A 13,761-nucleotide genomic window follows, 5' to 3' on the forward strand; every position below is an offset into this window, starting at 1 on the left:
GAAGGGCGTCAACCTTTAATTTCAATATTTTCAAACAATTAGCGAAAAGACCGCGTCAGGGCCGCCAGGGGCTCGCCACAGCCCTTGCAGCGCCTGTCAGATCGAGCGCCGCCCGCGCGGCGCATCGCGACGCAAGGCCGCTCCTACATTTGTTTCGGGCCAATCGCTCCTGGGCCATCACCTGGTCCGCCTTGTGGGTACGACGCGGTTTCAGTGTGGGCACCACTGGCGTCTCACCTGTCTCAAGGCATGCACCAAGGCGGGCAACCATGGCCTGACAGGTTCGGCACGTTGCAACAAATGTAGGAGCGGCCTTGCGTCGCGATGCGCCGCGCGGGCGGCGCTCGATCTTGTAGGCGCCAGAGAATCCTCGGCGAACACCTCTGAGACACACCACGATCCCTCGGCGAACACCCCACACACAACCCAATCCCAAGGCAGGCCCCTACCAGCCATGACACCTATATAAGCAGCCCCAGAAACAAAAACGGGAAGGCCTACCGGCCTCCCCGTCTATCTATATATAGCGCATCACAACACCCCAGCCCCCCGAAGCCGCTGCACCGCCTCCCCATCCAACCCCAGCACATCCCCCAGCACCGCCTCGGTATGCTCCCCCAGCAACGGCGGCGCCTGCCGATACTCCACCGGCGTCTCCGACAACCGGATCGGGCTGGCCACCTGCGGCACGCTACCCGCCAACGGGTGGGGAACATTCACCGCCAACCCTCGGGCCAACACCTGCGGATCCTGGAACATCTGCGCCAGGTCGTTGATCGGCCCGCACGGCACGCCCGCCTTCTCCAACTCACTCACCCACTCGGCCGTAGTCTTGAACACCGTGGCCTGACGAATCAGCGGAATCAGCTCGGCACGGTTGGCCACCCGCTGTTTGTTGGTGGCGAAGCGCGGGTCATCCGCCCAGTGCGCCTGCCCGGCCACTTCCGCGAACTTGCGGAACTGCCCGTCATTGCCCACGGTAAGAATGAAGTTGCCATCGGCCGTCGGGAAATCCTGATACGGCACAATGTTCGGGTGCGCATTGCCCAGTCGACGAGGCGCAGCACCCGTGGTGAGGTAGTTCATTGCCTGGTTGGCCAGGCAGGCTACCTGCACATCCAGCAGCGCCATGTCGATGTGCTGGCCGATACCGGCCTGATCACGGTGTGCCAGGGCCGCGAGAATTGCCACGGTGGAATACAGCCCCGTGAGGATATCGGTCAGCGCCACCCCCACCTTCATCGGCCCGGCCCCTTCCTCCCCTTCCGGGCGACCGGTCAGGCTCATCAGCCCTCCCAGCCCCTGGATCATGAAGTCGTAACCGGCACGCTTGGCATATGGCCCGGTCTGGCCGAAGCCGGTGATCGAGCAGTAGATGAGCTTCGGATTGACCGCCTTCAGGCTTTGATAGTCCAGCCCATAGGCCGCCAGCCCGCCGACCTTGAAGTTCTCGATGACGATATCCGACTTCGCCGCCAGCTCACGTACCAGGCGCTGGCCTTCCGGCTGGGTGAAGTCGATGGTCACCGAGCGCTTGTTACGGTTGGCCGACAGGTAGTAGGCCGCCTCGCTGGTGTTTTCGCCCTGGGCATCACGCAGGAAAGGCGGCCCCCAGGAACGGGTGTCGTCACCCGCCCCCGGGCGCTCGACCTTGATCACATCGGCGCCAAGGTCGGCCAGGATCTGGCCGGACCAGGGGCCAGCCAATACCCGGGAAAGATCCAGCACCCGCAGATGGGAAAGCGCGCCCATGACCTGGTTCCTCTATTAGTAGAACGCCTGGATGCCGGTCTGCGCGCGCCCGAGAATCAGCGCATGCACGTCGTGAGTGCCTTCATAGGTGTTGACCACCTCGAGGTTGACCAGGTGACGGGCCACGCCGAACTCGTCGGAGATGCCGTTGCCGCCCAGCATGTCGCGGGCCATGCGGGCGATGTCCAGGGCCTTGCCGCAGGAGTTGCGCTTCATGATCGAGGTGATCTCGACCGCCGCCGTACCCTCGTCCTTCATCCGCCCCAGGCGCAAGCAGCCTTGCAGGGCCAGGGTGATCTCGGTCTGCATGTCGGCCAGTTTCTTCTGGATCAGCTGGTTGGCAGCCAGAGGACGGCCGAACTGCTGGCGATCCAGCGTGTATTGGCGCGCCGTGTGCCAGCAGGCCTCGGCGGCGCCCAGAGCGCCCCAGGAGATGCCATAGCGGGCCGAGTTCAGACAGGTGAACGGGCCTTTCAGGCCACGCACGTCCGGGAAGATGTTCTCTTCTGGCACGAACACGTTGTCCATGACGATCTCGCCGGTGATCGAGGCGCGCAGGCCGACCTTGCCGTGGATGGCCGGAGCACTGAGGCCGGCCCAGCCTTTTTCCAGCACGAAGCCGCGGATATCACCAGCATCGTCCTTGGCCCAGACCACGAACACGTCGGCGATCGGGCTGTTGGTGATCCACATCTTGCTGCCGGTCAGGCGATAGCCGCCGTCGACCTTGCGCGCCCGGGTGATCATCGAGCCCGGGTCGGAGCCATGGTTGGGTTCGGTCAGGCCGAAGCAACCGATCCACTCGCCACTGGCCAGCTTCGGCAGGTACTTCTGCTTCTGCGCCTCGGTACCGAACTCGTTGATCGGCACCATCACCAACGACGACTGCACGCTCATCATCGAGCGGTAGCCGGAGTCGATGCGCTCCACCTCACGGGCGATCAGGCCGTAGCACACGTAGTTCAGGCCGCTGCCGCCGTACTGCTCGGGGATGGTTGCGCCGAGCAGGCCGACTTCGCCCATCTCACGGAAGATCGCCGGGTCCGTCTGCTCGTGGCGGAACGCCTCCAGCACACGGGGTGCCAGCTTGTCCTGGGCGAACTGATAGGCGCTGTCGCGGACCATGCGCTCTTCTTCAGTGAGCTGCTGGTCCAGCAGCAGCGGATCGATCCAGTTGAAGCTTGCCTTGCCAGCCATGTGCGGATTCCTCGAAAGATGGGAACGAATTGTTGTGCTGGGTTGATCCTAGGCCTGATCGGCCCGCGGGACAAACGAGGATTGCGCACGGTTTAGTGATATTTTCTCACTTCGTGATCATCGAAATACCCTGTTCACCGCCCGACAAGTGAGGTTGACGTACATGCGCCGCAAGATTCCCAGCACCACCGCCCTGGTCTGCTTCGAGGCGGCCGCGCGTCACGAGAGCTTCACCAAGGCCGCCCAGGAACTGGCCTTGACCCAGGGCGCCGTCTGTCGGCAGATCGGCGGCCTGGAAGCCTTCCTCAATGTCGAACTGTTCCGCCGCTCGCGCCGGGGCGTGAAACTGACCGAAGCCGGGCTCTCCTACAGCCGCCAGGTGGCCACGCAGCTGGATGCGGTGGAGCGCGACACGCTTTCGGTGATGCGCCAGCAAGGCGCCAACGTGATCGAGCTGGCGGTGGTGCCGACCTTCGGCACGCAATGGCTGCTGCCGCGCCTGAAGGACTTCCAGCAACGTCACCCGGAGGTCACGGTCAACCTGACCAACCGCACCCGCCCCTTCCTGTTTGCCGACACGCCCTTCGATGCCGCGATCTACTTCGGCGACGCCGACTGGTCCGGCACCCAATCTCACCGACTGATGGGCGAAAACCCCATGCCGGTGTGCAGCCCCGCCCTCCTGGATGGGCGAACTTGCCTGGACGCCCAGCACATCGCCGAGCTGCCTCTACTGCAACAGACCACCCGCCCCTACGCCTGGCGGCAGTGGTTCGACAGCCTGGGCATGAGCGTCGCGCGCGACATGACCGGTCCGCGCTACGAACTGTTCTCGATGCTGGCCCAGGCCGCCATGCACGACATGGGCGTCGCGCTGATTCCGCCATTCCTGATCCAGCGCGAGCTGCAGGAGGGCCGGTTGCTGGTCGCTAACAGGCATGCCCTGTCCAGCGACAAGGCCTACCATCTGATGATTCCCGAGCGAAAGGTGGAGTCTGCGTCGCTGCGGGCGTTTCGTGATTGGCTGGTGGCGGTGGCGCAGCAATACACCGCCATCGACTGAAGCCGAAAACAGATAAGCTGACTCCGTAGTCAATTATTTTGAACACCTACAGATATATGGTTTTGTCGCAAATTCGTAATCTGTTCCGGCTAGCGGAAAAACCCTATCAACCCTAGTAGCTACGCGGGTTTGCGCCTTATTTTGCGACATTCACAACGCCACGAACGAAAACAGCCGAATTTTTTTCATTTTTTCCCCTAAGCTGCGAAGAGCGCGTACTTGACGGGCTGGACCGGAATCGTTGCGACATACGGTCACAGGGTGACTTGTAGTTTTGAGTTCGTTTCGCTTCAGAACCTGTTGAAGGCCCCTGGGTTCGTCTGCAAAATGCCTCCCCCGCCCCGGATCCGGCGGGGTCGTGCTCTACGACCGCCCAGCCGCACCACCCGAAGTGCGCTGGTTTCCATAAAGACAAAAGGTCACCGCAGGAGACAAAGTCGTGCACATTGGTGTTCCTCTCGAGACGCAGACGGGTGAGACAAGGGTCGCCGCGACCCCGGAAACCATCAAGAAACTGGTTGGCCAGGGCCATCAGGTCACCGTGCAACGGGGGGCGGGGCTCAAGGCCGCCATTCCGGACAGTGCCTATGAAGCCGCTGGCGCCACGCTGGGCGAGGCCGCCGATACCTTCGGCGCGCAACTGGTGCTCAAGGTGGTCGCGCCCAATGACCAGGAACTGACGCTGATCAACAGCGGCAGCCTGCTGGCAGGCATGCTCAACCCGTTCGACAATGAACTGATCGCCAAGATGGCCGAACGCGGCATCACCGCCTTCGCCCTGGAGGCCGCGCCACGCACCTCGCGCGCCCAAAGCCTCGATGTGCTGTCGTCCCAGGCCAACATCGCCGGCTACAAGGCCGTGCTGCTGGCGGCCCACCACTACCCACGCTTCATGCCCATGCTGATGACCGCCGCAGGCACCGTGAAGGCCGCCCGCGTGCTGATCCTCGGCGCCGGCGTGGCCGGCCTGCAGGCCATCGCCACGGCCAAGCGCCTGGGCGCGGTGATCGAAGCATCGGACGTGCGCCCTGCGGTGAAGGAGCAGATCGAGTCGCTCGGCGCCAAGTTCATCGACGTACCCTACGAGACCGACGAAGAGCGCGAATGCGCTGAAGGCGTCGGCGGCTATGCCCGGCCGATGCCGGCCAGCTGGATGCAGCGCCAGGCCCAGGCGGTGCACGAGCGCGCCAAACAGGCCGATATCGTCATCACCACTGCGCTGATCCCCGGACGCAAGGCGCCGACCCTGCTCAGCGCCGAAACGGTGGCGCAGATGAAACCTGGATCTGTGGTCATCGACCTGGCTGCGGCCCAGGGCGGCAACTGTCCGCTGACCGTGGCCGATCAGGTGGTGACGCACAACGGCGTGACCATCGCCGGCCCGACCAACCTGCCGGCCCAGGTCGGCGCCGATGCCTCGGCGCTGTACGCGCGCAACCTGCTGGACTTCACGAAGCTGCTGTTCGACAAGGACGGCAACCTGGTCATCAACCTCGAAGACGACATCGTCGCCGCGTGCCTGATGTGCCGCGATGGCCAGGTCGTGCGCAAGAACGGCTAAGGAGCACGACAATGGAAGACATGCTGATTTCCCACGGCATCTACAACCTGATCATCTTCGTGCTGGCCATCTACGTGGGCTATCACGTGGTGTGGAACGTCACCCCGGCCCTGCACACCCCGTTGATGGCGGTCACCAACGCCATTTCCGCGATCGTCATCGTCGGCGCCATGCTGGCCGCCGCGCTGACCGTCACCCCGGCCGGCAAGGTCATGGGCACCCTGGCCGTGGCACTGGCCGCGGTCAACGTGTTCGGTGGCTTCCTGGTCACCCGCCGCATGCTGGAAATGTTCAAGAAGAAAACCAAGAACGAGGCGCAGAAGTAAGCATGAGCATGAATCTGGTAACGCTTCTGTACCTGGTCGCCTCGGTCTGCTTCATCCAGGCGCTCAAGGGCCTCTCGCACCCGACCACTTCACGCCGCGGCAACCTGTTCGGCATGATCGGCATGGGCATCGCCATCCTCACCACGGTAGGCCTCATCTATAAGCTTGGGGCCGAGCTGGCCACTGCGGGCATCGGCTACGTGATCGTCGGCCTGCTGGTCGGCGGCAGCGCTGGCTCGATCATGGCCAAGCGCGTCGAGATGACCAAGATGCCCGAGCTGGTCGCCTTCATGCACAGCATGATCGGCCTGGCCGCGGTGTTCATCGCCATCGCCGCCGTGCTCGAGCCACAATCGCTGGGCATCGTCGCCAGCATCAGCGACCCGATCCCCACCGGCAATCGCCTGGAGCTGTTCCTCGGCGCGGCCATCGGTGCCATCACCTTCTCGGGTTCCGTGATCGCCTTCGGCAAGCTGTCGGGCAAGTACAAGTTCCGTCTGTTCCAGGGCGCACCGGTACAGTTCGCCGGCCAGCACAAGCTGAACTTGATCCTGGGCCTGGCGACCATCGCACTGGGGCTGCTGTTCACCTTCACCGGCCACTACAGCGCCTTCACCTTGATGCTGGCCCTGGCCTTCGTCATGGGCGTGCTGATCATCATCCCGATCGGCGGCGCCGACATGCCGGTGGTGGTGTCGATGCTCAACAGCTACTCGGGCTGGGCAGCGGCGGGCATCGGCTTCTCGCTGAACAACTCGATGCTGATCATCGCCGGTTCCCTGGTCGGCTCCAGCGGTGCGATCCTCTCGTACATCATGTGCAAGGCGATGAACCGCTCGTTCTTCAACGTCATCCTCGGCGGCTTCGGCGGTGACACCGATGCCGGCGCCGCGCAAGGCTCGAAAGAACAGCGCCCGGTGAAGTCCGGCTCGGCCGACGACGCCACCTTCCTGCTGAGCAACGCCGACAGCGTGATCATCGTTCCGGGCTACGGCCTGGCGGTGGCCCGCGCCCAGCACGCGCTCAAGGAGCTGACCGAGAAGCTGACCCACAACGGTGTGACCGTGAAGTATGCGATCCACCCGGTGGCGGGGCGCATGCCGGGGCACATGAACGTGCTGCTGGCCGAGGCCGAGGTGCCGTACGACCAGGTGTTCGAGATGGAAGACATCAACGCCGAGTTCGGCCAGGCCGACGTGGTGCTGGTGCTGGGCGCCAACGACGTGGTCAACCCGGCGGCGAAGAACGATCCGAAGTCGCCGATTGCCGGCATGCCGATCCTCGAGGCTTTCAAGGCCAAGACCATCATCGTCAACAAGCGCTCCATGGCCAGCGGCTACGCGGGCCTGGACAACGAACTGTTCTACCTGGACAAGACCATGATGGTGTTCGGTGACGCCAAGAAAGTCATCGAGGACATGGTCAAGGCGGTGGACTGACCCGGCCTAACCCATATAGAAGCGCATAAGGCCCCTGGGGAGATATTCCCAGGGGCCTTTTCATTTGCTTGATCCAGATCAACGGCTCTACTTCCGGCCTTCGCCTACGACCATGGTCGCGGGACGGTTCCGGGTGAAATCTCTAGACTGCGCTTCCAGTAGCCTCAGTAGCCCGAGATAACAATCCATGTACCGTGATCGTATCCGCTTGTCCTCCCTGCACAGCAAGGTAATGAGTGCGGCTGACGCCGCTGGCCTGATCCAGGACGGCATGACCGTCGGCATGAGCGGCTTCACCCGCGCCGGCGAAGCCAAGGCCGTGCCCCACGCACTGGCCGAACGCGCCAAACAGTCGCCACTGAAGATCAGCCTGATGACCGGCGCCAGCCTGGGCAACGACCTGGACAAGCAACTGACCGAAGCCGGCGTACTGGCCCGACGCATGCCGTTCCAGGTCGACAGCACCCTGCGCAAGGCCATCAACGACGGCAAGGTGATGTTCATCGACCAGCACTTGTCGGAGACCGTCGAGCAACTGCGCAACAAACAGCTCACCCTGCCGGACATCGCCGTCATCGAAGCGGTGGCGATCACCGAGCAAGGCCATATCGTGCCGACCACCTCCGTGGGCAACTCGGCCAGCTTCGCGATCTTCGCCAAGCAGGTCATCGTCGAGATCAACCTGTCGCACAACGCCAACCTCGAAGGCTTGCACGACATCTATATCCCGACCTACCGCCCGACCCGCACGCCGATCCCGCTGGTGAAGGTGGACGATCGCATCGGCAGCACCGCCATCCCGATCGATCCGGCCAAGATCGTCGGCATCGTCATCAGCGACCAACCGGACTCGCCGTCCACCGTGCTGCCACCGGACCACGAGACCCAGGGCATCGCCGACCACCTGATCGCCTTCCTCAAAGGTGAAGTGGACGCCGGCCGCATGAGCAACAACCTCGGCCCGCTGCAGGCCGGCATCGGCAGCATCGCCAACGCGGTGATGTGCGGCCTGATCGAGTCGCCGTTCGAAAACCTGACCATGTACTCCGAAGTGCTGCAGGACTCGACCTTCGACCTGATCGATGCCGGCAAGCTGAGCTTCGCCTCGGGCAGCTCGATCACCCTGTCGAGCCGCCGCAACGCCGATGTGTTCGGCAACCTGGAGCGCTACAAGGACAAGCTGGTGCTGCGCCCGCAGGAAATCTCCAACCACCCTGAAGTGGTGCGTCGCCTGGGGATCATCGGCATCAATACCGCGCTGGAGTTCGACATCTACGGCAACGTCAACTCGACCCACGTCTGCGGCACGAAGATGATGAACGGCATCGGTGGCTCCGGCGACTTCGCCCGCAACGCCCACCTGGCGATCTTCGTCACCAAGTCGATCGCCAAGGGCGGCGCGATTTCCAGCGTGGTGCCGATGGTCAGCCACGTCGACCACACCGAGCACGATGTGGACATCCTGGTGACCGAGGTGGGCCTGGCTGACCTGCGTGGTCTGGCACCGCGCGAGCGCGCCCGGGTGATCATCGACAACTGTGTGCACCCGGACTACCGCGCGGCGCTGAACGATTACTTCGAGCGCGCCTGCCAGCGCGGCGGGCATACGCCGCACATCCTGCGCGAAGCGTTGAGCTGGCACGAGAACCTGGAAGAGACCGGGCGCATGCTGGCCGGTTGATCATCTTCACGGTTTGAAATTGCCGGGGGCGCTCTGCGCCCCTTTCCGACCGGTCCGACGCCTCGGCAAGGCCGCTCCTACAAAGGGTCGCGATCGTCTGTAGGAGCGGCCTTGCGTCGCGAAAGGGCTGCAAAGCAGCCCCAATGCGTAATCTACAAGGTCTGCGCCAGGCTCGGACTCGGCACCTGCGACAGGTACTCGATCAACGCCCCCACCGGCAACGGCCGGCTCACCAGGAACCCCTGCACCTGGTCGCAACCGAACGCCCGCAGCAGCGCCAGTTGCTCCTCGCTCTCCACGCCTTCGGCCACCACCTCCAGGTTGAGGTTGTGCGCCAGGTTGATCATGGCGTGCACCAGCTTGGCGTTCTCTTCCCGTTGCTCCATGCCGCCGACGAAGCTGCGGTCGACCTTGAGCAGGGTGATCGGCAGGCTGTTCAGGTGCACGAACGACGAGAAGCCAGTGCCGAAGTCGTCCAGCGAGAAGCGCACGCCCAGGCGCCCCAGGGCATCCATGGTCTGCCGTACCAGCTCGTTGCGGCGCATCACCGCGGTTTCGGTCAGCTCGAATTCCAGCCAGCGGGCATCGACACCGTGCTCGACGATCAGCCGGCTGAGGGTGGCCAGCAACTGGCTGTCCTGGAACTGGCGGAAGCTCAGGTTCACCGCCATGTGCAGCGGCGCCAGCCCGCGTTCGCGCAACGCCTGCATATCGCTCAACGCCCGTGAGATCACCCAGTAGCCGAGCGGCACGATCAGCCCACTCTGCTCGGCCAGCGGCACGAACTCGCTCGGTGCCAGCAGGCCGCGTTCAGGGTGGTTCCAGCGCACCAGCGCCTCCAGCCCGACGATGCGGCCATCGGCGAGGTTCAGCCGCGGCTGGTAGTGCAGTTCCAGCTCGTCACGGCGCAGGGCACGGCGCAGTTCGCTTTCCAGGTCGGCAAGGCTGCGGGCATTGCGGTTGATGCGCTCATTGAACACATGGAAGGTGCAGCCCTGATTGCCCTTGGCCTGACGCATGGCAATGTGCGCATGCCACATCAGCGGGTCGGCTCCGGCCTGGGCGCGGGCATGGGCGATCCCCAGGCTGCACCCGAGCAGCAGGCTCTCGCCGTCGATCCAGTAGGGTTCGGTAAGCGCCTCGGTGATGCGCTCGGCCATCCATTCGGCGCGGTTGGGGTCGCGGCGAGTGTCGATCAGCAGGGCGAACTCGTCGCTACCCAGACGCGCCAGCTGATCGCCGGCCTCCAGCTGATGCTTCAACCGGGCCACGACCTGCAGGATCAGGCGATCGCCGCCCTGATGGCCAAGGGCGTCGTTGACGTGACGGAAGTTGTCCAGATCAAGGTGGCCCAGGGCCAGGCCACGGCCTTCGTTCTCGGCCAGGCGTGCGGTCAGCAGTGCCTGGAAGCCCTGGCGGTTGGCGATACCGGTCAACGGGTCCTGTTCGGCCAGGCGCTGCAGGGTCGCCACCAGCACGCCGCGCTCGCGCACATGGCGCAGGCAGCGGCGCAAGGCATCGGGGGTCAATTGCGCCAGCACCAGCCAGTCGCTGACGCCAACCGGCGGGCTCGTCGGCTCCTGCTCCAGCAGCAGGATGGTCGGCAGCTCGCAACGCCCCGGCGCCGGCTGCAGCTCGGGCGTGGCCAGCACCACGGCCTGGCGGTCGTTGGCGAACAGGCTGTCCACCGCCGCCCAGTTCGGCGCGGTCAGCAGCACGGCGCTACCGCCCATCGGCTGCAGGCATTCGCGCAGACGCGCAGCCCATTCCGACTCATCGGCCAACAGCAGCAAACGCAGGGGTTCGACAGGCGTGGACAAGCGGGCTCCTTGGATATGGGCGGTGGAACGGCGAGCGCGGGCAATCCTACCCGATTAACTGGAAATGATTTTCACTTTTAGTCATTGCCCATCCCTGGCCGACATCCCGACGCAATCTGACGTGCATCCTGCGCGAAAGTAGCAGAACCGGCAAATCCGATTCGCGCCCTGCATCACAACGTCAGACGGTCGCGCATTAACCGGTCCATGCCTGCTAGAATGCGCGGCTATTTTCTGGTTACCCCCGGTTTCTAGCATGTCCCGACTCAATCCCCGGCAACAGGAAGCCCGAGACTACGTCGGCGGCCCTCTTTTGGTGCTCGCCGGTGCAGGCTCCGGCAAGACCAGCGTGATCACGCGCAAGATTGCCCACCTCATCCAGAACTGCGGCATCCGTGCCCAGTACATCGTGGCGATGACCTTCACCAACAAGGCCGCGCGCGAGATGAAGGAGCGGGTCGGCACCCTGCTGCGTCCGGGGGAAGGCCGGGGCCTGACGGTGTGCACCTTCCACAACCTGGGCCTGAACATCATTCGCAAGGAGCACGAGCGCCTGGGCTACAAGCCGGGCTTCTCGATCTTCGACGAATCCGACATCAAGGCGCTGCTGTCGGACATCATGCAGAAGGAATACTCCGGCGACGACGGCATCGACGAGATCAAGAACATGATCGGTGCCTGGAAGAACGACCTGATCCTGCCGCCCGAGGCCCTGGAGAAGGCGCGCAACCCGCGCGAGCAGACCGCGGCCATCGTCTACACCCATTACCAGCGCACGCTCAAGGCGTTCAACGCGGTGGACTTCGACGACCTGATCCTGCAGCCGGTCAAGCTGTTCCAGGAGCACCCCGATGTGCTCGAACGCTGGCAGAACCGCGTGCGTTACCTGCTGGTGGACGAATACCAGGACACCAACGCCAGCCAGTACCTGCTGGTGAAGATGCTGATCGGCATGCGCAACCAGTTCACCGTGGTCGGCGACGACGACCAGTCGATCTACGCCTGGCGCGGCGCCCGCCCGGAAAACCTGATGCTGCTCAAGGAGGACTACCCCTCCCTGAAGATCGTCATGCTCGAGCAGAACTACCGCTCCACCAGCCGCATCCTGCGCTGCGCCAACGTGCTGATCGCCAACAACCCCCACGCCTTCGAGAAGGAGTTGTGGAGCGAGATGGGCGTCGGCGACGAGATCCGCGTGATCCGCTGCAAGAACGAGGAAGCCGAGGCCGAACGCGTGGCCATGGAAATCCTCACCCTGCACCTGCGCACCAACCGTCCGTACAGCGACTTCGCCATCCTCTACCGGGGCAACTACCAGGCCAAGCTGATCGAACTGAAGCTGCAGCACCACCAGGTGCCGTACCGCCTGTCCGGTGGCAACAGCTTCTTCGGCCGCCAGGAGGTGAAGGACCTGATGGCCTACCTGCGCCTGTTGGTGAACCCGGACGACGACAACGCCTACCTGCGGGTGATCAACGTGCCGCGCCGCGAGATCGGCTCGACCACCCTGGAGAAGCTCGGCAACTATTCCACCGAGCGCGGCATCTCGATGTACGCCGCCAGCGAGGAGCTGGGCCTGGGCGAGCACCTGGACGCCCGCTACACCGAGCGCCTGCAGCGCTTCAAGCACTGGCTCGACGGGGTGCGCCACAAGGTCGCCCTGGAAGACCCGATCGCCGCGCTGCACGAAATGATCCGCGACATCGACTACGAGAACTGGATCCGCCAGCAGACCGCCAGCGACAAGGCTGCCGAGTTCCGCATCAGCAACGTCTGGTTCCTGGTCGAAGCGCTGAAGAACACCCTCGAAAAGGACGAAGAGGGTGACATGACCATCGAGGACGCCATCGGCAAGCTGGTGCTGCGCGACATGCTCGAGCGCCAGCAGGAAGAGGAAGAAAACGCCGAAGGCGTGCAGATGATGACCCTGCACGCCTCCAAGGGCCTGGAATTCCCCTACGTGTTCATCATGGGCATGGAGGAGGAGATCCTCCCCCACCGCTCGAGCATCGAGGCCGACACCATCGAAGAGGAACGCCGCCTGGCCTACGTGGGCATCACCCGCGCGCGCCAGACCCTGGCCTTCACCTTCGCCGCCAAGCGCAAGCAGTACGGCGAAATCATCGACTGCACGCCGAGCCGGTTCCTCGACGAACTGCCGCCGGACGACCTGGCCTGGGAAGGCCTGGATGATGCGCCCGTGGAAGTGAAAGCCGCGCGCGGCAACAACGCCCTGGCCGATATCCGGGCAATGCTCAAACGCTGATCAACCATTACTCTTTAACATTGCCGCTCTTTGCGGCCACCTTTGCTACATCGAGGAATAAACAGTGGAAGCACTGCAGCAGAAGATTCGCGAAGAAGGCATCGTGCTTTCCGATCAGGTTCTCAAAGTCGACGCGTTTCTCAACCACCAGATCGACCCGGCGCTGATGCAACTGATCGGTGACGAGTTCGCCCGCCTGTTCGCCGATGCCGGCGTGACTAAGATCGTCACCATCGAGGCCTCCGGCATCGCCCCGGCGGTGATGACCGGTCTGAAGCTGGGCGTACCGGTGATCTTCGCGCGCAAGCACCAGTCGCTGACCCTGACCGAGAACCTGCTGACCGCCTCGGTGTACTCCTTCACCAAGCAGACCGAGAACACCGTGGCGATCTCGCCGCGCCACCTCAACAGCAGCGACCGCGTGCTGGTGATCGACGACTTCCTGGCTAACGGCAAGGCGTCCCAGGCGCTGATCTCGATCATCAAGCAGGCCGGCGCTACCGTGGCGGGCCTGGGCATCGTCATCGAGAAGTCGTTCCAGGGCGGCCGCGCCGAGCTGGACAGCCAGGGCTACCGCGTCGAATCGCTGGCCCGGGTCAAGTCGCTGGCAGGTGGCGTGGTGACCTTCATCGAGTAAAGCCTTGCTCGTACCCTGT

At 63.9% G+C, this 13,761-nt stretch carries 10 protein-coding genes; 7 read left to right on the forward strand and 3 right to left on the reverse strand.

The features are described 5' to 3' along the window. Positions 1–531 precede the first annotated feature (531 nt). Together N5D48_RS23500 and N5D48_RS23505 are read right to left on the reverse strand one after the other, a co-directional pair. Positions 532–1,752, reverse strand: a complete 1,221-nt coding sequence (locus N5D48_RS23500) for a CaiB/BaiF CoA-transferase family protein (protein ID WP_279888396.1) — start codon at positions 1,750–1,752, stop codon at positions 532–534. Between the two features lie 15 nt (positions 1,753–1,767). Then, complete coding sequence (locus tag N5D48_RS23505) at positions 1,768–2,949, reverse strand: acyl-CoA dehydrogenase (protein WP_011531567.1); 1,182 nt, start codon at positions 2,947–2,949, stop codon at positions 1,768–1,770. 163 nt (positions 2,950–3,112) lie between these two features. Between N5D48_RS23505 and N5D48_RS23510 the strand changes: the two genes are divergently transcribed. The 5 genes from N5D48_RS23510 (at position 3,113) to N5D48_RS23530 (ending at position 9,019) form a co-directional block, all read left to right on the forward strand. Beyond that, positions 3,113–4,012, forward strand: a complete 900-nt coding sequence (locus N5D48_RS23510; RefSeq protein WP_279888398.1) for a LysR family transcriptional regulator — start codon at positions 3,113–3,115, stop codon at positions 4,010–4,012. 439 nt (positions 4,013–4,451) lie between these two features. Next, the gene (locus N5D48_RS23515) at positions 4,452–5,573 is read left to right on the forward strand and encodes a Re/Si-specific NAD(P)(+) transhydrogenase subunit alpha (protein ID WP_279888400.1); all 1,122 of its coding nucleotides are present in this window, start codon (positions 4,452–4,454) and stop codon (positions 5,571–5,573) included. 11 nt (positions 5,574–5,584) lie between these two features. Further along, entirely contained in the window at positions 5,585–5,899 is a 315-nt protein-coding gene (locus N5D48_RS23520; RefSeq protein ID WP_008097413.1) for an NAD(P) transhydrogenase subunit alpha, read from the forward strand. Between the two features lie 2 nt (positions 5,900–5,901). Next, the gene (locus tag N5D48_RS23525) at positions 5,902–7,338 is read left to right on the forward strand and encodes an NAD(P)(+) transhydrogenase (Re/Si-specific) subunit beta (RefSeq protein ID WP_279888403.1); all 1,437 of its coding nucleotides are present in this window, start codon (positions 5,902–5,904) and stop codon (positions 7,336–7,338) included. Positions 7,339–7,525: 187 nt separating this feature from the next. Beyond that, positions 7,526–9,019 carry an acetyl-CoA hydrolase/transferase family protein gene (locus tag N5D48_RS23530; protein ID WP_279888405.1) on the forward strand — a complete coding sequence of 498 codons (1,494 nt, stop codon included), beginning with the start codon at positions 7,526–7,528 and terminating at the stop codon, positions 9,017–9,019. A 152-nt stretch (positions 9,020–9,171) separates the two neighbouring features. Here the strand turns inward: N5D48_RS23530 and N5D48_RS23535 are convergent, their stop codons facing one another. Continuing rightward, positions 9,172–10,839, reverse strand: a complete 1,668-nt coding sequence (locus N5D48_RS23535; protein ID WP_279888407.1) for a bifunctional diguanylate cyclase/phosphodiesterase — start codon at positions 10,837–10,839, stop codon at positions 9,172–9,174. A gap of 256 nt (positions 10,840–11,095) precedes the next feature. Between N5D48_RS23535 and rep the strand changes: the two genes are divergently transcribed. Then, complete coding sequence (gene rep, locus N5D48_RS23540) at positions 11,096–13,105, forward strand: DNA helicase Rep (RefSeq protein ID WP_050707509.1); 2,010 nt, start codon at positions 11,096–11,098, stop codon at positions 13,103–13,105. A 64-nt stretch (positions 13,106–13,169) separates the two neighbouring features. Further along, on the forward strand, positions 13,170–13,742 hold the full coding sequence (locus N5D48_RS23545) for a xanthine phosphoribosyltransferase (protein WP_279888408.1): 573 nt from the start codon (positions 13,170–13,172) through the stop codon (positions 13,740–13,742). The last annotated feature ends 19 nt before the right edge of the window (positions 13,743–13,761 follow it).

This window comes from Pseudomonas sp. GD03858 (genome assembly GCF_029840925.1).
In the GTDB taxonomy this organism is placed as follows: domain Bacteria; phylum Pseudomonadota; class Gammaproteobacteria; order Pseudomonadales; family Pseudomonadaceae; genus Aquipseudomonas.